Below are 18,470 nucleotides of genomic sequence, written 5' to 3'. Positions count from 1 at the left end.
ACACAGCTCACTGTATCTAGCCAGTCTGTTAGTAACAATCGTATATAAATGTTGCTGTAACGTTACCACCACCCTCTATGATAAATCACGTTAAGCTGAAGGGGGGTGTTTACCCTCATAGAAGCCTGATGCTTGTCCATTGTGCACATCAAACCAACTGAGCGTCGTGTGCAGCGACACCACACTTCCCACTATTAGCAGCGTAGGCGGTTTAATGTGGCCCGCCAAGAAAGTAGCTGGAAGCGCTGACAAACACCCAATATGAGTTTGCTGTTGGCGCGTTGTTCCTTGCTCAATCAAGGCAAGCGGTGTTTCCGGCGCTAAGCCGTGCTTAATCAACGCCTGGCTAATCACATTTACGCTACCCAACCCCATGTAAAAAACCAACGTTTGCCCAGGCCGCGCGAGCGCATCCCAATCAAGATCACACTCGCCTTGCTGCAAATGTCCGGTCACAAAGCGCACCGACTGGGCATGATCGCGATGGGTCAGCGGTATTCCCGCATACGCCGCACAGCCCGATGCCGCGGTTACTCCCGGTATAACTTCCACACTAATGTGCGCCGCCACCAGGGCCTCAAGCTCTTCGCCTCCGCGGCCAAAAATAAACGGATCGCCGCCTTTGAGGCGAACAACGCGCTTACCTTGCTGCGCCCATTTTACTAGCGCTTGGTTAATACCATCTTGAGGAACGCTGTGCTGCGAGCGCGCTTTGCCGACATAAAAACGCTGCGCTTGCGCGGGTATAAACGCAACAATCTCATCGCTGACTAAGCGGTCATATAGCACGACTTCAGCAGACTGCAGCCGCTTATATGCTTTGAGCGTTAATAGCTCGGGATCGCCGGGGCCTGCCCCCACTAAACTGACCAAGCCATATGAGCGAGACATTTGCTCTCGTGCTTCTTCCAAGAAACCACCTCAGGAATAAAAAAGTTTTTTAATATGCAAAAAAGTAATTAATTTTATCACTAAATGCCAATAACGCATCGACTATTGCTTAGAATTCAACTTTTTTATATTTTATAAAATAATATGTATATTCTTAAAAAATATAAATTTTAACCATATTGCCTGAAATTACTTACATACTGATTACGTAAATAGCGCTAATCTTCACGACCAAAATTAAATTGGCATATGCTTGGAGATTCACGCATGCCCGTGAATGATATAGACGCACCCCAGCGAATCAGCGCTGACCACTTGATACCCCACATTCCTGGCGTCATCTTTCAATTACACCGCGCTCGTAACGGTCATATGCGCTTCCCCTATATAGAGGGTGGCGGTGTGGCTCTCAAACATATTGACCGAGACCTGCTCGCACAAAATGCTGGTGAGTTGGTTGAGCAATTAACGGGCAATGATCACCCCAAAATCATGTCAGCGATCGAACGTTCAGCACGCTGGATGCTGCCGCTGACGACCCGCTTTCTACTACCGTTCCCGAAAGAAAAACCTCACTGGATTGCGGTGAGCGCACGACCAAAGACGGTCGTGGATGGAGTGCAGTGGAACGGCATAATGATGGACATTAACGACCAGGTCTCCGAGGAGCAGCGGCTTCGCAAGCTATGCGATACAGACCCGCTCACAGAGTTACCCAATCGGCGCAAATTGATGGTGCATTTAACTAATATAGCCTCACTTAGCACCCGCCATGGCACGCCGCTCTCCATCATGATGATCGATATCGATCATTTTAAACGCCTTAACGACCGCTGGGGCCATTTGCACGGTGATGACGTGCTCAAACAGTTGGCGACACAAGCGCAGTCACTACTGCGCTGTGAAGACATGATCGCCCGCCTGGGCGGAGAAGAGTTTATGGTCGTGCTGCCGCTCACATCGCTGCAGCATTGCCATACACTTGCCGACCGAATACGCCATGCCATCAGTGTGTACGACTTCGGCATGGGTGCTGGCCAGGTAACACTAAGCATCGGAATTGCCGAATTTCGTTGTGGCGAGCCTCTTACGAGTTTGATCGAACGGGCCGACCAAGCGCTGTATAACGCCAAGGATATTGGTCGCGACTGCGTTTGCCTTCTACGCTAGTAAGAAATACCCCGCTAGAGGAGCAAAAAGATGGCAACGCTCGCTGAATCTACCTGCGAACCCTGCGGTAAAAATGCTCAGCCGCTAAGCTTAGGAGAAGCCCAAGAGCGGCTAAAAAGCCTCAGCCAGTGGCAGATTGTCGAGCACGATGGCATCATGAAGCTGTCACGGAGTTTTACATTTCGCGACTTCGCCAGCGCATTGGCATTCACCCAACGCGTTGGTGATATTGCAGAGCAGGCTGGCCACCACCCCGTTATTACCACAGAGTGGGGCAAAGCCACCGTCACGTGGTGGTCTCATGCTATTAAAGGCCTGCATCTAAATGACTTCATTCTTGCCGCCAGAACCGACGAGGTAGCCGAATAAATGTTTGAGCATATTGAGCGAGTCCCAGGAGACGCCATTCTCGGGCTGATCGAAGCTTTCAAAAAAGATACCAACCCGCAAAAAGTGGATTTAGGTGTCGGTGTTTACCGTGATACCCAAGGCAATACGCCGGTAATGCGCGCTGTTAAGGAAGCAGAAGCTCGCCTGCTCAAAAACGAAACGACAAAAACCTATATCGGTTCTCACGGCGCGCCTAGCTATGGCGAAGTCGTGCTGCCCATGGTTTTTGGCGCTGATTCATCCGTCTTAAAAGCCAATCGTGCCAGCGCCACCCAATCACCAGGCGGTACCGGCGCGCTGCGCTTGGCTGCAGATTTTATTGCCACACAGCTGCCGGGTAAGGGTATCTGGGTAAGTGACCCGACATGGCCGAACCACCACGGCATTTTTACGGCAGCTGGTATTGAGCTGCACAAGTACCCTTACGTTGACCCCGACAACCGTCTCGACTTTGACGGCATGCGGTCAGCGCTGAAAAGCATTCCTGAAGGTGATGTGGTGGTGCTACACGCCTGCTGCCATAACCCTACCGGTTTTGATCTTTCCCATGACCAGTGGCAGGAAGTGCTGGAAATCGTGCGTGAACGCAAGCTGCTTCCGCTGATCGATTTCGCCTATCAAGGCTTTGGCGAAGGTCTGGATGAAGATGCTTATGGCGTGCGCCTGCTGGCAGAGAACCTTGATGAAGCGATCATCACCAGCTCATGCTCTAAAAACTTTGGTATTTACTGCGAGCGTACCGGTTGCTTGATCATGGTGGCCAAAAATAACGAGCAGATGGACAACATCCGCTCTCAAGTCGCCATCGTTGCCCGTGAGAACTACTCGAACCCGCCCGCTCACGGCGGCTCTATCGTCAGCGAAATTCTCCACGACGCCGAACTGACCGAGATGTGGCGTGAAGAACTCACCGAAATGCGTGATCGCATCAATACCCTGCGCCGCGACTTTGTGGAAGCACTGAAGCCCTACGGACTGGACGAGAAGTACGCCTGCGTTGCTGAGCAGCGTGGCATGTTCTCCTACACCGGCTTAACGCCGGAACAGGTCGATCGCCTGCGTGACGAGTTTGGTATCTACATGGTGCGCTCGGGTCGCGCCAACGTAGCGGGCTTCTCCCACGAGAATCTCCCCTACTTGGCCAAAGCGATTGCCGCTGTTAACGACTAATCGCCAAGCAGCAACGCAGTAACAAACGCCCAGGCAACGCCTGGGCGTTTTCATGTATTAGGCACTTGACCGATTAGTCAACACTTCGGCACACTCAGTATAGCCTTGTATACAACACACCATAATCAAGAGGCATAACATGGCGGCTGCCAGCACTCACTATCCGTGGTACAAAAAAGAAGACACTGACGCATTCTTCGCTCTCTTCCAAAACAACATCGCCAACTTTGTCATTATCGCCATCACCATGCTGGGCATGGGGTTTCCTGCCTCCATTGTCTATGGGCAAGTGCTGCCCGGCGCAGCGGTAGCGGTGATGGTAGGCAACTTCTACTATGCATGGAGCGCGGCAAGGCTGGCACGCAAAGAAAACCGGGCGGATGTGACAGCGCTCTCTTACGGTATCTCGACGCCGGTGATGTTCGTATTCCTGTTCGGCGTATTGCTACCCGCCAAACAGCTCACCGGCGATGCGGAAATGGCTTGGAAAGTGGCTGTTGCCGCCTGCTTTATAAGCGGTGCCATTGAAGCCGCGATTAGCGTCATTGGTCGCTGGGTGCAATACCACTTACCAAGAGCCGCTATGCTTGGCGCAGTGGCCGGCGTTGCACTGACGTTTATTGCCGGAGAAATGCTGTTTAAAACACTCGAAATGCCGATTATCGGCCTGCTGGTGTTAGCGATTATTATTGTTGGCTTAGTGGCCCGCGTCAGCATGCCCTTTAAGCTTCCAACCTCGCTATTTGCCATTATTGTCGGTACCGCCATGGCCTACTTGATTGGCGACGCTGGCACCGAACGGTTTAGCGATGCCTTTACCCACCTAGGCTTTTATCCATTACTTCCCAATCTGGCCTGGTTTGAGGGGCTGGGGCTACTGCTGACCAGCATGCTTGCAGTGCTGACCGTGGTGCTGCCCATTACACTGTATAACGCTATTGAAACCATGAACAACGTGGAAGCAATGGAGGCGGCAGGCGACAAATACGATGTGCGCGAATGCCAGGCAGTAGATGGCGCAGGCACCATGATTGGCGCGCTATTTGGCGGCGTCTTTCCAACTACGGTTTATATCGCAACGGTAGGCGCTAAATGGATGGGCGCGGGCCGGGGATACAGCCTGCTGAATGGCGCTGTATATGCCTTAGCCACCATGTTCGGTCTCATTGCTGCGCTGGCAGCAATTATTCCCGTTTCTGTAGTAGCGCCCATTCTAGTCTTTGTTGGCATGTCGATGATTGCGACCGCCTTTCAAGCCAACGACACGCGCTACTACCCTGCCGTGGCGCTGGCCATGCTGCCCTACTTTGCTAACTACGTGATGACGCGCTTTAATCGCGGGGCTGGCGAGGTAGTGACCGATATCTCAAGTGCCATCGTAGTAATGGGCCAAGGGGCCATGTTTATGGCGATCCTACTGGGCGCTATGACGGTCTCGGTGATTGATCATCAGTTTAGGCGTGCAGCCGCCTTCGCGGCAATTGCGGCGGGCTTTTCGTTTTTCGGACTAATGCACGCCCCTAAACTCTCTTTCAATGCAGCGCCAGAGTTTGTCATGGGCTACTTGGGTATGGCACTACTGTTTATGTATTTTTCCTATCAGGAAGCAGCACGCAAGCGTTAATGGATGAATCCCGCCTGCCGATGCGGGCGGGATAAAATACGCCGCATAACGAGCCATGCCATAAAGCCTGCCAGCAGATTCCCCACGGCCGCACCCGCCGCCAGCCCCCACCAACCGAAGAACTGCGAGCCCAACCATAGGCAAGGCAAATAACAAATAAACAGCCGCGCACTGGATAACAGCATGGCTCGTAATGGCCAACCTAACGCATTACCTGCCGAGACGACTAGCATGCAAACACCTAGTGCCGCATAGCTAGGCAAGAGAAAACGAATCAGCAGCGTCAGCTCGCTTTGCACATCCGGGTTGCCTGCCAACGCCATCGCTAGCCAGGGCGCTCCCAGTGCCAATACTATGCCGAGACCCAGCTGCCAAAATAGCGCGACCTTAATAGCTAACGTCATCAGCTGCTGAATTTGCCCCCAATCACCAGCCCCGTAGCAACGCCCTAACCATGGCGGCAGCGACATGGTCATGGCCAGAATGACCATCAGTGAGAGTGTCTCCAAACGGCTTGCCAAGCCCCAGGCGGCCACTTCGCTTTCACCCAGGCCCGCCACAACAGAGATTGCCAGCATCGCAGCCAAGGGTGGCATCAGCTGGCTGACCATGGCCGGTGCGGCAATACCCGTAAATGGCCGCCACGACTGTTTGGCCTCTTGCCACAGTCCCTGCTGAGCGGCCCACTGGCGTTTAAGTAATTTACGCGTGGTCACCAATAGACCTACTGAAAAAGCAATCGCGGTTGCCCAGGCTGCGCCAGGTAGACCCCAGCCTTCCCAATCACCAATGCCAAAGATTAGCAGTGGATCGAGAACAAGGTTCACAAGACTACTCAGCACCATCATTTTGCCTGGTAGGCGGGTGTCACCGTGGGCACGAAAAACGCTATAGCTGAAATAAAGCAGTGCCCCCAACCATGTGGATAGCAGCTGAGGCGCCCAATAAATGCGGATATAGGAAAGCGTCGTTTCATCCGCGCCCAGCAGTCGAAAGATAGGCACATAAAATATCCATAATGCGATCGCCAAGAGGCCGATGACGCCGCCACCCGCCATAAGCACCAAACTGCTTAAGCGTCTCGCCCGGGCTTCTTCACCCGCCCCCAATGCCCGCGAAATAAGCGCGGCAATTGCAATACCCATCCCTACCTGAATGCCGATAATCAGAAACGACAAAGGAAAGGTAAATGACTGCGCGGCCAACGGCGCAGTACCCAAACGAGCAATAAATGCGCTATCAACAAGTTGAAAACCCAATAGCGCCAACACCCCAATGGCCATAGGCCACGTTTGACGCCATAGGGTTATCGCCAACTCTTTTTGTTGCATGACAGCAGCCAAGCACTCTCTCCTTAGGTGATGGATAAATATTTATCGGTTGTAACGTAAAACGCCACCGCCCTTAAAGGGCAGTGGCGTACTTAGCGCAGTAAATTCTTACTGACGAATACCTTCAAACGTCACATATAGCTCAAGTTCGTGCATAGATTCAGGGAAGTCACTCATATTAATACCATAATCGCCCAAGGTCAGCGTAGTGCTACCTTCAAAACCAGCGCGGTAGTTGCCCCACGGGTCATCGCCTTCACCCATCAGGGTAACCGGCATTTCAATCTCTTGAGTTTCGCCGTGCAGGGTCAAATCACCGGTCAACACGCCTTCATTATCACCCGTTGACTCAAAGCCTGTAGAGGTAAAGGTCGCTGTCGGAAATTCACTGGCATTCAGGAAGTCGCCGCTCAGGATATGACGGTCACGCTCAGCATGGTTGCTGGTCAGGCTATCCACTTGGACTTCGATTTCTGCTGAAGATGCTTCAAGGTCTTCAGGATCGTAAGCGAACTGGCCCTCAAACTCTTCAAAGCTACCTAAAATGTAAGAGAAGCCCAAGTGAGAAATTTTGAATTGAATAAAGGCGTGTTGGCCTTCGGTATCGATTTGATAATCAGCTGCCTGTGCTTGGCTCAATGGTACCAGCGCTACAGCGGCGATCGCGGATGCAAATGCTGTTTTCTTGAACATATTGAATTGCTCCTTGCTTTACTTAATAGGCACCGCGGGAAGACAATTATCTGACGCGCGATGTTTAGAAAAAGTGTAAACGGCTAACGTGATGACTTTGTTGCACTATGATCGCCAGCTCGGCTATGCGCTGGGTTTAGCATACGTACCAATGTTGAGTGCCGGTCTAGCCAGTGATGCTTAAACGCGGCAAGCGCGTGACCTGCCGATATAATCATCAATGCCAGAGCGCTATACCAATGTACATTACCTGCCAAGCTTGCCTGGTTGGGGAAGTCATATACCAGTGCAGGTATCTCAAACCAACCAAAGACAGTGATACCGCTCCCGTCAGCGGTAGAAATTAAGTAGCCGCTCACCATGACCAGCAATACAAGCACATAAAGAGCGATATGCCCCACATGGGCAGCAATAATCTCTAGGCGGCCGCCTTCTGCCGTAGGGGTTGGTTGAGCAAAACGCCATACTAATCGCGCCAGGGTAGCAAATAGTAGCAACATACCAATCGAGCGATGTACCCATGGGCCCTGATTGTACCAGGGGTCATAATAGCCAAGGTCCGTCATCCACCAGCCCAGCGCAAACAGACCGATAATAGCCAGCGCGCTTAGCCAGTGAAACAGAATACTGATCAACCCCCACCCGCTACGACTATTACGCCACATCACTGTTTTCCCTTATTCGTCGCTACCCGTTAGCGAATACGTTAATAACGCAAGCATATCGTGTAACCGCGTTAGGAACCGCTGAAAAAAGCAGAACACATCATTCGTAAAAACCACTGTTTGAAGATAGCGTGCTGATTGAGATTGGCGCAGAAAAAAAACGGCCAACTGCTGGGCCGGTTTTGCTTATCAAGCGGCTAGTTAACTCGCAGCCAGGGCATCCAGTCCACGGGCTAAATCACGCTGAATGTCTTCCTGGCTTTCTAACCCTACCGCGACTCGGATCAAGCCAGGGGCGATACCGGCAGCGGCCTTTTGGTCATCAGAAAGACGCCCATGGGTAGTGGTGGCCGGGTGGGTAATCGTGGTTTTAACATCACCTAAATTACCCGTTATCGAAAGCATGCGAGTCGCATCAATTACCTGCCACGCTCCTTCCTGACCGCCCTTCACTTCAAAGCCCAATACGGCGCCGAACCCCTTTTGCTGCTGTTTGGCCAAGGCGTGCTGTGGATGATCCTCCAGGCCGCTATAGAACACGCGGTTCACCGCCGGATGTGCATCTAACCAGCGGGCAAGGATCAAGGCATTTTCACAATGCGCTTTCATACGCAATGATAGTGTTTCCAACCCTTTGGTGAATATCCAGGCATTGAAAGGGCTCAAGCACGGGCCGCAGGTACGTACCACACCGAACACTTCTTCAAGCAGCGCATGGCTCCCCACTACTGCCCCGCCAATGGCACGGCCCTGCCCATCCAAATACTTAGTCGCCGAATGGATGACTAGGTCAGCACCTAGCGCCAACGGCTGCTGGAGGGCCGGTGTGAGGAAGCAGTTATCAATTGCCAGCAGCGCGTCGTGACGTTTGGCCAAAGCGGCCAGGGCCGGAATATCGGCAATTTCAGACAGCGGGTTCGAGGGCGTTTCGGCAAACAATAGACGCGTTTTGGGCGTGATCGCCGCTTCCCATGCAGCGGCATTGGAAAGCTCGACATAACGCGTGGTAATACCAAACTTGCCTAAATACTTATCGAACAGACTAACCGTTGAGCCAAATAGCGACCGGGAGGCCACAATTTCATCCCCTGCGGAAAGCAATGCCAACGCTGTCGACAGAATGGCCGACATGCCCGAACTGGTGGCAACACAGCGCTCGCCGACTTCAAGCGCCGCTAGGCGACGCTCAAAGGTATGCACTGTCGGGTTGGTAAAGCGCGAATAAACGTTACCCGGCTCTTGGCCACCGAACTTACGCGCCGCTTCTGCAGCGCTTTCATAGACAAAGCTTGAGGTCGGAAAAATAGGCTCCGAGTGCTCCTGCTCAAAGGTGCGCTGATGGCCTGCCCGGATCGCCAGTGTCTCTAATGACCATTCATCCTGGTGACCGTCTTCCTGGTGATTGTCATCATGCATAAGGCTTCACTCCTAATCGTCCAGGTCATCGTCTTGATTGTGCATATCGACAAGAGCGTGATCGCCAGCGCTCTGATCCTTGGCAGAATCATTACGGCTAGCTTCAAGCGCGGCCAAATAAGCGTCGTCGATATCGCCGGTGACGTAGTTGCCGTCAAACACCGAGCAATCGAACTCTTCCATTTCAGGATTCACTTCACGACACGCCGCTTTTAGATCTTCCAGGTTTTGATAGAAGATGCGGTCAGCCCCAATTAAGTCACCGACCTCCTCTTCGCTACGGCCATGGGCAATCAGCTCAGACGCGGCGGGCATATCGATGCCATACACATTGGGGAAGCGAACCGGCGGCGCCGCCGAGGCAAAATAGACCTTACGGGCACCGGCATCACGCGCCATCTGGATGATCTGCTTACAGGTCGTGCCGCGCACGATGGAGTCATCCACCAGCAGCACGTTCTTGCCTTTAAACTCAACGTCGATGGCGTTGAGCTTTTGACGTACCGATTTCTTCCGCTGAGTCTGCCCCGGCATAATAAAGGTACGGCCAATGTAGCGGTTCTTCATAAACCCTTCGCGATAGGTCACCCCAAGGTGCTGTGCCATTTCGAGGGCAGAGGTGCGCGACGTGTCGGGAATAGGAATGACCACATCAATATCATGATCCGGCCATTCATTGAGGATTCGATCACCCAGCTTACGGCCCATCTGCATCCGGGTACCGTAAACATAGGCACCGTCCAGCAGCGAGTCTGGGCGCGCTAAGTAAACATGTTCAAAAATGCACGAGCGAAGCAGCGGACGATCAGCACAGACTTGAGTATGAATATTGCCTTCGATATCGACAAAAATAGCTTCACCAGGCGACAGATCACGCTCAAGTTCAAAGCCACCGACATCCAACGCAACGGATTCGGAGGCGATCATAACCGCTTGACCGTTTTCCTCTTCGCGGGTACCGAAGACTACCGGGCGAATACCGAAAGGGTCGCGGAACGCCACCATGCCAAAGCCATTGATAATCGCCACGGCGGCATAGCCACCTTTACAGCGACGGTGAACGCGACGCACGGCGTCAAAGATGTCTTCCGCTTCCAGGTGTAAGCCTTGCTTGCCAAGCTCATGGGCAAAGACGTTGAGCAGTACTTCAGAATCGGAACTGGTATTGATGTGGCGTAAATCGGTTGAGAACAGCTCCTGTTTCAACTGCTCGGAGTTGGTCAGGTTGCCGTTATGCGCCAGCGCAATACCATAAGGCGAGTTGACATAGAACGGCTGCGACTCTGCTTCACTTGATGAGCCTGCCGTCGGATAACGTACATGACCAATGCCCAGGTTGCCTTTCAGGCGAGCCATGTGGCGGGTGTGGAATACGTCACGAACCAATCCGTTACTCTTGCGCAGTAAGAAGCGTCCCTCGCTCCATGTCATCATGCCGGCAGCGTCCTGGCCACGATGCTGAAGTACGGTCAGGGCATCGTAGATTCCCTGATTTACCGCCTGTTTGCCTAGAAGGCCCACTATACCGCACATTCACGTTACCTCGCTTAATGCCATGGCTTACCTAAGTCACTTACCTAAGCAAGCCCGTACGTTCGTAGAATCGACTTCAGTAACAGGTCAATCACCTGTCGGGATAACTTCACGTTCCGCTGCACCAGGCAGGCGCAACGCAGGCAGAGAAATATCTCGTAGTGACGACGGCGCATCAGGCAGCTCGCGATCCCACTGGTTTAACTGACTCACCGCCCAATCGCGCAGTTGGATAAAGGTCGGCCGCAGCTCCGCCTGTTGCCACGCCTGTAGCTCAGATAACGGGGTGAGCGTAATCAGCACCGTCGCCACAAGCAAAACAACCGCCCCGCGGGCAACACCGAAAGCGGCCCCCGCCACGCGGTTCAACAAGCCCATGCCGACCCACTCTACGGCAGCGTGCACCAATCGGATCACGATGCCACAGAGTAAAATGACGGCAAAAATCACCAGCACGAAAGCGAGCACCAGGCGGGCATCAAAGCTTTCAATAAACCCGCTCATCAGTTCCGCCACCGGCTCGGCGAGCACCCGGGCCACCATTAACGCGACGACCCAGGCGGCCAAGCCCAATGCTTCGCGTACAAATCCTCTTACGAAACCGGCTAGCATCGATAACGCCAGCACGGCCAAGAACACCGCATCAATCCATGTTAACGCCATGGTTTAGTCTCTTACTCGAACAAGAAGGCCCTGAACATTGGCGCGTTCTTTGATCGAGGACATGGCGGATTCACCGTCTTCGGAGGTGGCATAAGGGCCAACAAATACAGTGGTCATATTGTTATCACGCTCACGTTGATAAACGCTAAACCCCTCTTCTGACAGTTGTGCGCTGAGTCGCTGGGCATTCGCTGGCTCACCGAAACTGCCCACTTGCACCGCCCACTCCCCTTGGGCGCTGGAAGAAGGACTAGAAGCGCTTTGTGACTCGCTTCCAGAGCTGCTTTGACCACTGCCACTATTGGTGGCAATTAAATCAGCGATGGGGTCGCTATCAGGAGTAGATAGCGCCTCGTCGGGCTCACTCGAGCCTGCCGCTTCTGCGCTAGAAGGTGACTGGTTTGAAGCAGCGATTTGATCGGTTTGCGGCGCTCGCGGGTTGGCATCAATAGGGATAGAGCCGTCGTCACTATCGTCACTGGGTGCTGAAGATAATGCGGGCTCTTCAATGGTTGAGGGCCTTTCTGGTGCGGGTACATTACGACGCTCCACCTCAACCGGCTGCTCAATGACAAAGCTCGGCTGGGGACGCTCTTCTCTGGGTGCCGGGTCACTCATTAGCCACGGCACAAAGATCGCCAGCAACGCGAGCAAAATTACAATACCGCTAATGCGTTCGGTTTTACCGTATTTCATTTCCGTCTCCATCAAGCGACGCGGCGCCTGTTGGCAGTGGCCGAGCTAGCAGTGCCGCTACAGTAAAGAACGACCCGGTGGCCAAGACACGATCATTGGGCGTTAACACCTTAGCGAGCCAATCGGCGCCAGCGTGCGGCGACTCTGCGCAAAAGTGCACCCGCCCTCCCTGAGCTATAATACGTTGCGACAACTCACTTGCCAGGCAACCTCGTTCGCCTGTCAGCGACACGCATACCCAATCGCTGATGCGGGCAGATAATGCCTGTATGACACCGTCAATATCCTTATCATTCAACATGCCGATAAGGCCCCACTGCTGGCCCCCTTCGGGCGGTGACGGTAAGTGGCGAGCGACGTACTCGGCGGCATGCGGATTATGCCCCACATCCAGGCACCATGGACCAATCCATTGTAGCCGCCCAGCCAGTTGCACCGTCGCGAGCCCTACTTTTACATGAGCGGGCACCAACGCCATTCCGGCAAGTACGAGCGCTTGTAATGCAGTCGCCGCATTATCGATAGGCAGCCCAGGGTCAGGAAGCGCGTCAACGACGATGCTTGTGCCGTCCGCTTGCTGCCCCTGCCAGCGCCAATTGGAATACTCTTCACCCATGGTTTGGTGGGTAAACTGCTGCCCTAATGCAAACTTAGGCGCTGCTAACGACTGTGCGCATTCGAAAACGCTTACTGGTAACGCTTGACTGCCTAATACGGCTGGCTTGCCAGCACGGAAGATACCGGCTTTTTCGCGCCCAATCTGAGCCAGATCGGTGCCTAAAAAGTTAGCATGATCCTGAGCAATCGTGGTGACGATGGCCACATCTGCATCAATGATATTGACCGCATCAAGTCGACCGCCAAGACCTACTTCAAGTACCGCAAGATCAAGTTCTGCGTTAGCCAAGCACCACAGACCGCACAGTGTGCCCGCCTCAAAATAGGTCAGGCTGATTTCCTCATCCTGCAAGCGTGCTCGCTCAACGTGCTCAAAACCTTCTACGAGCAGTTGATCTTCAGCTTCCTGACCGTCGATTTTGACGCGTTCGTTGTAGCGCAATAAGTGGGGTGACGTATAGGTACCCACCCGCCAACCGTGGGCACGGGCAATGCTCTCGATCATGGCAAGGGTTGAGCCCTTGCCATTCGTTCCCGCCACGGTAATAACTCGGGGAGCAATCGGGCTTGAAAGCAGCCTCATACGCTTTGCCACTTTGGAAACCCGCTCCAGGCCCATATCGATTCCGACCGGGTGCAACGTTTCCAAATGTTGAAGCCATTGGTTTAAAGACAAGGGCGACAAAGAGTCTGGCTGCAAAGAATCAGGCATTGCGTGTATGGTCGTCACTCTTAGCGGTAGAGGAAGTGTCCTTCTTAGGCGGCTCAATGCTTTCAAAAGTGACGTCAGCAGTGTCCGCTAACGCTGCCTCTTCAACGATAGGTTCTGAAACGTCCGTATCATCAGTCGACAACGAACTAACTGGCGTAGCATCGTGATGAGTCAGTTTACGCAGCACACTGCCCACGCGGGCACGCATTTCATGACGATGAACGATCATATCGACAGTGCCATGCTCAAGCAGAAACTCACTGCGCTGGAACCCTTCTGGTAGAGTTTCACGCACCGTTTGTTCGATGACCCGTGGGCCAGCGAAGCCAATCAATGCATTGGGTTCGGCAATATTTAAATCACCAAGCATAGCCAACGAGGCTGAAACGCCGCCAAAGACAGGATCAGTAAGCACTGAAATATACGGCACTCCCGCCTGCTTGAGCTTCTCAAGCGCCGCAGAAGTTTTGGCCATCTGCATCAACGAGAAGAGCGCTTCCTGCATACGCGCACCGCCCGAAGCTGCAAAACACACCAGTGGAATATTCTCTTCCAGTGCGAGCGTAGCGGCACGCACAAACTTCTCGCCTACCACCGCCCCCATTGAGCCGCCCATAAAGGTGAACTCAAAGGCAACCGCTACTACAGGCAAACCGTCCAGCTCACCACGCATGGCAACCAATGCGTCTTTCTCACCGGTGTCTTTTTGCGCTGCAGTCAGGCGGTCTTTGTATTTTTTAGAGTCGCGAAACTTCAATCGATCATTGGGTTCGATTTCCGCCGCGATCTCTTCGCGTCCAGCTTTATCCAAGAACCAGTCCAAGCGTTTACGCGCCGTCAAGCGCAGGTGGTGATCGCACTTGGGGCAGACGCTATTGTGTTTCTCTAACTCAGGAAGATAGAGAACCGCTTCGCACTTGGGACATTTACGCCAGAGGCCGTCGGGAACGCTAGCGCGACGGTCTTTACGCTGGATACGACCCATGGAGGGTACGATCTTGTCTAACCAGCTCATATCAAAAAGGCTTCCGTTATACGTCAACGCCTGGCAAAACCAGGCTTGATGAGTGTCGTCAAACTGTTAAGTATAGGCGATAAAGCATTTAGCTTTAGGCATCCATCGCCGTACGCATTTCTGCTAATACACTTTTCAACTGGCCCGCAATGGTTTCCGGCGCATCCAAGCTTTCGGCGATACGGTTAACCAAGGCGCTACCTACAATTACACCATCGGCGACTTTAGCCACTTCCGCGGCCGTAACGCCATCACGAATGCCAAAACCAACGCAAAGCGGCAAATCGGTCATCCCACGCAGTGGAGCCAAGTGCTCGGCTACGTCTTCGGCATTCAGGGTGGCAGCGCCTGTCACGCCTTTCAGCGAAACATAGTATAAGTAGCCCTCGCCATGGGCGCATATTGTAGCGGCACGCTCGTTAGAAGTGGTAGGCGCAACGAGAAAAATCGCCGCTAAATCACGAGATTTCAGCAATGGGCCAATTTCATCGGCTTCTTCCGGCGGCATATCGACAATCAACACGCCGTCGACGCCGACACTGGCAGCTTGGTCAGCAAAGTTCTCGTAACCAATCCGCTCAATAGGATTTAAATATCCCATTAACACGACCGGCGTCGTGGTATCGGTTTGGCGAAACTCTTTGACCATTTGCATCAGGTCAACCAGCCGAGTGCCCTGCTTTAACGCACGTTCACAGGCTTTCTGAATCACTGGGCCATCGGCCATTGGGTCGGAAAAAGGCACGCCAAGTTCAATGACATCGGCACCAGCGTCTACCAGTGCGTGCATAAAGCCCACCGTATACTGCGGTGCTGGGTCCCCCGCGGTGATGTAAGGGATCAGAGCCTTGCGGCCCTGCTGTTTAAGTTCACTGAAACGCTGATCAATACGGTTCATGCTCGCCCTTAAAAAAGCTGACCTTAAAATTCGATGCCATCAATCTTAGCAACGGTCATGATGTCTTTGTCGCCACGCCCAGAAAGGTTGACCACGATATGTTGGTCAGGTCGCATGGTCGGCGCCAATACCTTGGCATGGGCCAGCGCATGAGCCGACTCAAGAGCAGGCATTATGCCTTCCATATGCGTCAACTCACGAAACGCTTCCAGCACTTCGTTGTCGTTAGCCACCACATATTTAACACGGCCAACATCCTTCCACAGGGCGTGCTCCGGACCTACGCCCGGGTAATCCAGGCCGGCTGAAATGGAGTGTGTGTCTGACACCTGACCCGCTTCATCGGACATTAAATAGGTGCGGTTACCGTGTAGCACACCGCGCGGGGCGTTGGACGCCAGCGGTGCCGCGTGGCGGCCCGTTTCAACCCCATCGCCACCGGCTTCTACGCCGTACATAGCAACGTCATCATCTTCAACGAACGGATAGAACAGCCCCAGGGCATTCGAGCCGCCCCCAACACAGGCAATCAGCGCATCTGGCAAACGGCCGATCTGCTCCAACGACTGGCGACGCGCTTCACGGCCTACGACCGCGTTAAAATCACGTACGAGCAGCGGATAAGGGTGTGGGCCAGCCACGGTACCGATGATATAGAAAGTGTTATCAACGTTGGTGACCCAGTCACGCAGCGCTTCGTTCATGGCATCTTTAAGCGTACGCGTACCGGACTCTACCGGAATAACCCGTGCCCCCAGTAAGCGCATACGATAGACGTTTAGCTTCTGGCGTTGGACGTCTTCCGCCCCCATATAAATATCGCACTCAAGCCCAAGGCGAGCAGCAACAGTAGCGGAGGCAACGCCATGCTGGCCCGCCCCCGTTTCAGCAATAATGCGCGGCTTACCGGTTTTCTTTGCCAGTAGCGCCTGGCCGATGGTGTTGTTGACCTTATGAGCGCCGGTGTGATTCAGGTCTTCCCGCTTCAGCCAAATCTGTGCGCCACCAAGGCTTTCCGACCAGCGTTTGGCATGATAAAGCGGCGACGGGCGCCCCACATAGTGGGCAAGATCATAGTCAAACTCAGCTTGGAAGTCGGGGTCATCACGTAAGCTGAAATATGTTTTTTCCAGCTCTTCCAAAGCAAAGCTGAGGGTTTCTGACACAAACCGACCGCCGTAGGGGCCAAAATGACCACGGGCATCCGGCATTCGGGTCAGGTCACTGAACTTTGTTTTCAGTACAGTGTTAGAAACGGTTTCAGAAGCGGTCACAGAGACACCTCACAAGATCGCCAGAACAGGCAACCAATAAATGAATCAACTTAACAACGTAGCTCGATAAAATACCCATAGGCAACATACATGAACTGCGTCTATCTAAACGTGTGCAAAGAGCGCTAACGGGCGTCGGCTAACGCCACATGACGAACGAAAGACGCCATCTTCTCGGCATCTTTACAGCCGTGGGAGGCTTCAATACCGCCGGATACATCCACCGCATAAGGCGCTACCTGGCGCACTGCGTCAGCGATATTATCAGCACTCAACCCACCGGCGAGGATAACAGGTTTTGCTAGATTTGCGGGGATTCTCGACCAATCAAAGGTCTCCCCTGTGCCGCCCGGCACTCCCGGCCGGTAAGCATCTAACAGCAACGCCTGAGCCCCATGATAGCGTTCAGCTTCATGTGCTAAATCTATTTCATCGCGCATGCGTAGCGCTTTCATCCAGGGTAGCGAATAGCGCTGGCAGGCATCAGGTGTTTCGCTACCATGAAACTGGAGCATATCTAAATAGGGCAGACAGCGCTCAATCAACTCATCAGACTGATCTACAAACAGCCCTACGCGGGTCACAAATGCTGGCACGCGCGCTGAAAGCACCGCCAGTTGTTCGATATCCACACTACGGGCACTGTTCGGCCACATCACAAAGCCTAAGGCATCCACCCCTAGCGCCACGGCACGATCAATATCCTCACCGTGGGTGAAACCACAGAACTTAATGCGCGTACGGAGAAACGGCAACGTACTCATAAAGGCGCCTCCTGTTCAGGGTTAATGGCCGTATTGCTTAGTGAACGGTTGCGACGATAGGCGACCCGGGGCGTATCTGGGAGCTCGCGCTCACCTGTCCACTCGCCAGTAAACGCGAGTAGTTGCGGCCCTAACGGCTCTTTGGGCAGATCAAAGCGCTCATCGTATACCGAATCAACAAAATGCAGCCCGCAGGCGGGCGCCGTGACATCGCCTTTGCGACGGTTTTGAAGCGCTAAAAGTTCACCAATATAGGCTTCTTTTTGAGCACCGCGGCCAACGCTCACCAGCGCACCGGCAATATTGCGGATCATATGGTGTAGAAACGCATTGCCTTGAATATCAATCATGACTAGCTGGCCGTAGCGCTTTACGTCGACAAAGTGCATATGCCGCCAGGGGGTTTTTGATTGACAGCCAGCGGCACGGAAGCTCGAAAAATCATGTTCCCCTACCAGCGCCTGAGCGGCTCGATGCATGGCATCGGCATCTAGCGGGTCACGACACCAGGTGACATTAGCGCGTTCCAATACGGGGCGGCTAATCTGGTTCAGCAGCACGTAGCGGTAGCGTCGCCCCAGGGCGCACAGGCGTGAATGAAAGTCGTCGCCCACTGGTTTCACCCAGCGCACGGCCACATCACGGGGCAAATGGGTGTTGGCACCAAATATCCAGGCTTTTTCGGAGCGCCCTACTGGCGGATCAAAATGGATAATTTGCCGAGTGGCGTGCACCCCAGAGTCGGTGCGTCCGCTAGCGTGCACTCTAATAGGTTCATTAGCTACCTTGGCCAGCGCAGCCTCTAGCGAAGCCTGAACAGATGCGGCGTGCTTAAGGCGCTGAAAGCCGCAGTAATGGGTACCGTCATACTCGATACCCATTGCCAAACGCCCCGTAAGCGGAATTTTCTCATCGAAGTGATAGAACAGCGTCATCAAGCCACATCA

18 protein-coding genes are annotated in these 18,470 nt (G+C 53.5%); 4 read left to right on the top strand and 14 right to left on the bottom strand.

From position 1 onward, the window contains the following. Positions 1-90: 90 nt before the first annotated feature. Positions 91-891: a uroporphyrinogen-III C-methyltransferase gene (cobA, locus tag HUO07_RS11615; protein ID WP_176303706.1), complete on the bottom strand. Its 801-nt coding sequence runs from the start codon at positions 889-891 to the stop codon at positions 91-93. A 267-nt stretch (positions 892-1,158) separates the two neighbouring features. On the opposite strand from cobA, the gene HUO07_RS11610 reads away from it, so the two are divergent. The 4 genes from HUO07_RS11610 (at position 1,159) to HUO07_RS11595 (ending at position 5,245) form a co-directional block, all read left to right on the top strand. Further along, positions 1,159-2,061 carry a GGDEF domain-containing protein gene (locus tag HUO07_RS11610; protein WP_176303705.1) on the top strand — a complete coding sequence of 301 codons (903 nt, stop codon included), beginning with the start codon at positions 1,159-1,161 and terminating at the stop codon, positions 2,059-2,061. Positions 2,062-2,091: 30 nt separating this feature from the next. Continuing rightward, complete coding sequence (locus tag HUO07_RS11605) at positions 2,092-2,430, top strand: 4a-hydroxytetrahydrobiopterin dehydratase (RefSeq protein ID WP_008956209.1); 339 nt, start codon at positions 2,092-2,094, stop codon at positions 2,428-2,430. After that, on the top strand, positions 2,431-3,621 hold the full coding sequence (locus tag HUO07_RS11600; protein WP_008956208.1) for an amino acid aminotransferase: 1,191 nt from the start codon (positions 2,431-2,433) through the stop codon (positions 3,619-3,621). It abuts the gene before it with no gap. 139 nt (positions 3,622-3,760) lie between these two features. After that, the gene (locus HUO07_RS11595) at positions 3,761-5,245 is read left to right on the top strand and encodes a uracil permease (RefSeq protein ID WP_035557427.1); all 1,485 of its coding nucleotides are present in this window, start codon (positions 3,761-3,763) and stop codon (positions 5,243-5,245) included. On the opposite strand, the gene HUO07_RS11590 is transcribed toward HUO07_RS11595, so the two are convergent. The 13 genes from HUO07_RS11590 to truA all read right to left on the bottom strand — a co-directional run bounded on the left by HUO07_RS11590 (position 5,242) and on the right by truA (position 18,458). Next, on the bottom strand, positions 5,242-6,576 hold the full coding sequence (locus HUO07_RS11590) for an MATE family efflux transporter (protein WP_176303731.1): 1,335 nt from the start codon (positions 6,574-6,576) through the stop codon (positions 5,242-5,244). The genes HUO07_RS11595 and HUO07_RS11590 overlap by 4 nt on opposite strands. A gap of 108 nt (positions 6,577-6,684) precedes the next feature. After that, entirely contained in the window at positions 6,685-7,269 is a 585-nt protein-coding gene (locus HUO07_RS11585; protein ID WP_035557424.1) for a YceI family protein, read from the bottom strand. An 83-nt stretch (positions 7,270-7,352) separates the two neighbouring features. Then, the gene (locus tag HUO07_RS11580; protein WP_176303704.1) at positions 7,353-7,934 is read right to left on the bottom strand and encodes a cytochrome b; all 582 of its coding nucleotides are present in this window, start codon (positions 7,932-7,934) and stop codon (positions 7,353-7,355) included. A 201-nt stretch (positions 7,935-8,135) separates the two neighbouring features. Continuing rightward, positions 8,136-9,350 (bottom strand): O-succinylhomoserine sulfhydrylase, encoded by a 1,215-nt coding sequence (locus HUO07_RS11575; protein ID WP_176303703.1) that lies wholly within the window; start codon positions 9,348-9,350, stop codon positions 8,136-8,138. Between the two features lie 12 nt (positions 9,351-9,362). Beyond that, positions 9,363-10,883, bottom strand: coding sequence for an amidophosphoribosyltransferase (purF, locus tag HUO07_RS11570; protein ID WP_008956202.1), 1,521 nt, complete (start codon positions 10,881-10,883; stop codon positions 9,363-9,365). A gap of 87 nt (positions 10,884-10,970) precedes the next feature. Next, positions 10,971-11,546: a CvpA family protein gene (locus HUO07_RS11565; RefSeq protein WP_008956201.1), complete on the bottom strand. Its 576-nt coding sequence runs from the start codon at positions 11,544-11,546 to the stop codon at positions 10,971-10,973. 3 nt (positions 11,547-11,549) lie between these two features. Further along, complete coding sequence (locus tag HUO07_RS11560; protein ID WP_176303702.1) at positions 11,550-12,242, bottom strand: SPOR domain-containing protein; 693 nt, start codon at positions 12,240-12,242, stop codon at positions 11,550-11,552. Further along, complete coding sequence (gene folC / locus HUO07_RS11555) at positions 12,229-13,572, bottom strand: bifunctional tetrahydrofolate synthase/dihydrofolate synthase (protein WP_176303701.1); 1,344 nt, start codon at positions 13,570-13,572, stop codon at positions 12,229-12,231. The genes HUO07_RS11560 and folC overlap by 14 nt, the downstream gene beginning before the upstream one ends. Beyond that, positions 13,565-14,587 (bottom strand): acetyl-CoA carboxylase, carboxyltransferase subunit beta, encoded by a 1,023-nt coding sequence (gene accD, locus HUO07_RS11550; protein WP_176303700.1) that lies wholly within the window; start codon positions 14,585-14,587, stop codon positions 13,565-13,567. Before accD ends, folC begins: the two co-directional genes overlap by 8 nt. Positions 14,588-14,681: 94 nt before the next feature. Continuing rightward, the gene (trpA, locus tag HUO07_RS11545) at positions 14,682-15,485 is read right to left on the bottom strand and encodes a tryptophan synthase subunit alpha (protein ID WP_101145448.1); all 804 of its coding nucleotides are present in this window, start codon (positions 15,483-15,485) and stop codon (positions 14,682-14,684) included. Between the two features lie 23 nt (positions 15,486-15,508). Further along, complete coding sequence (gene trpB, locus HUO07_RS11540; protein ID WP_045812255.1) at positions 15,509-16,696, bottom strand: tryptophan synthase subunit beta; 1,188 nt, start codon at positions 16,694-16,696, stop codon at positions 15,509-15,511. 188 nt (positions 16,697-16,884) lie between these two features. Further along, positions 16,885-17,523, bottom strand: a complete 639-nt coding sequence (locus tag HUO07_RS11535; RefSeq protein WP_176303699.1) for a phosphoribosylanthranilate isomerase — start codon at positions 17,521-17,523, stop codon at positions 16,885-16,887. After that, positions 17,520-18,458 carry a tRNA pseudouridine(38-40) synthase TruA gene (gene truA / locus HUO07_RS11530; protein WP_176303698.1) on the bottom strand — a complete coding sequence of 313 codons (939 nt, stop codon included), beginning with the start codon at positions 18,456-18,458 and terminating at the stop codon, positions 17,520-17,522. The genes HUO07_RS11535 and truA overlap by 4 nt, the downstream gene beginning before the upstream one ends. Positions 18,459-18,470 lie beyond the last annotated feature (12 nt).

Source organism: Vreelandella maris, from assembly GCF_013371085.1.
Classification (GTDB): Bacteria; Pseudomonadota; Gammaproteobacteria; order Pseudomonadales; family Halomonadaceae; genus Vreelandella; species Vreelandella maris.
Note: the sequence above shows the minus strand (reverse complement) of the source record. Positions and strands in the feature narration are given on the sequence as shown.

What these genes read in the sequence shown, in the direction of transcription:
- HUO07_RS11585 (WP_035557424.1), bottom strand. Translation starts at nt 7,269, where the DNA reads ATGTTCAAGAAAACAGCATTTGCATCCGCGATCGCCGCTGTAGCGCTG.
- HUO07_RS11575 (WP_176303703.1), bottom strand. Translation starts at nt 9,350, where the DNA reads ATGCATGATGACAATCACCAGGAAGACGGTCACCAGGATGAATGGTCA.
- HUO07_RS11605 (WP_008956209.1), top strand. Translation starts at nt 2,092, where the DNA reads ATGGCAACGCTCGCTGAATCTACCTGCGAACCCTGCGGTAAAAATGCT.
- HUO07_RS11560 (WP_176303702.1), bottom strand. Translation starts at nt 12,242, where the DNA reads ATGAAATACGGTAAAACCGAACGCATTAGCGGTATTGTAATTTTGCTC.
- HUO07_RS11565 (WP_008956201.1), bottom strand. Translation starts at nt 11,546, where the DNA reads ATGGCGTTAACATGGATTGATGCGGTGTTCTTGGCCGTGCTGGCGTTA.
- trpB (WP_045812255.1), bottom strand. Translation starts at nt 16,696, where the DNA reads ATGCCGGATGCCCGTGGTCATTTTGGCCCCTACGGCGGTCGGTTTGTG.
- cobA (WP_176303706.1), bottom strand. Translation starts at nt 891, where the DNA reads ATGTCTCGCTCATATGGCTTGGTCAGTTTAGTGGGGGCAGGCCCCGGC.
- HUO07_RS11610 (WP_176303705.1), top strand. Translation starts at nt 1,159, where the DNA reads ATGCCCGTGAATGATATAGACGCACCCCAGCGAATCAGCGCTGACCAC.
- accD (WP_176303700.1), bottom strand. Translation starts at nt 14,587, where the DNA reads ATGAGCTGGTTAGACAAGATCGTACCCTCCATGGGTCGTATCCAGCGT.
- HUO07_RS11580 (WP_176303704.1), bottom strand. Translation starts at nt 7,934, where the DNA reads ATGTGGCGTAATAGTCGTAGCGGGTGGGGGTTGATCAGTATTCTGTTT.
- HUO07_RS11590 (WP_176303731.1), bottom strand. Translation starts at nt 6,576, where the DNA reads ATGCAACAAAAAGAGTTGGCGATAACCCTATGGCGTCAAACGTGGCCT.
- HUO07_RS11595 (WP_035557427.1), top strand. Translation starts at nt 3,761, where the DNA reads ATGGCGGCTGCCAGCACTCACTATCCGTGGTACAAAAAAGAAGACACT.
- trpA (WP_101145448.1), bottom strand. Translation starts at nt 15,485, where the DNA reads ATGAACCGTATTGATCAGCGTTTCAGTGAACTTAAACAGCAGGGCCGC.
- purF (WP_008956202.1), bottom strand. Translation starts at nt 10,883, where the DNA reads ATGTGCGGTATAGTGGGCCTTCTAGGCAAACAGGCGGTAAATCAGGGA.
- HUO07_RS11535 (WP_176303699.1), bottom strand. Translation starts at nt 17,523, where the DNA reads ATGAGTACGTTGCCGTTTCTCCGTACGCGCATTAAGTTCTGTGGTTTC.
- folC (WP_176303701.1), bottom strand. Translation starts at nt 13,572, where the DNA reads ATGCCTGATTCTTTGCAGCCAGACTCTTTGTCGCCCTTGTCTTTAAAC.
- truA (WP_176303698.1), bottom strand. Translation starts at nt 18,458, where the DNA reads ATGACGCTGTTCTATCACTTCGATGAGAAAATTCCGCTTACGGGGCGT.
- HUO07_RS11600 (WP_008956208.1), top strand. Translation starts at nt 2,431, where the DNA reads ATGTTTGAGCATATTGAGCGAGTCCCAGGAGACGCCATTCTCGGGCTG.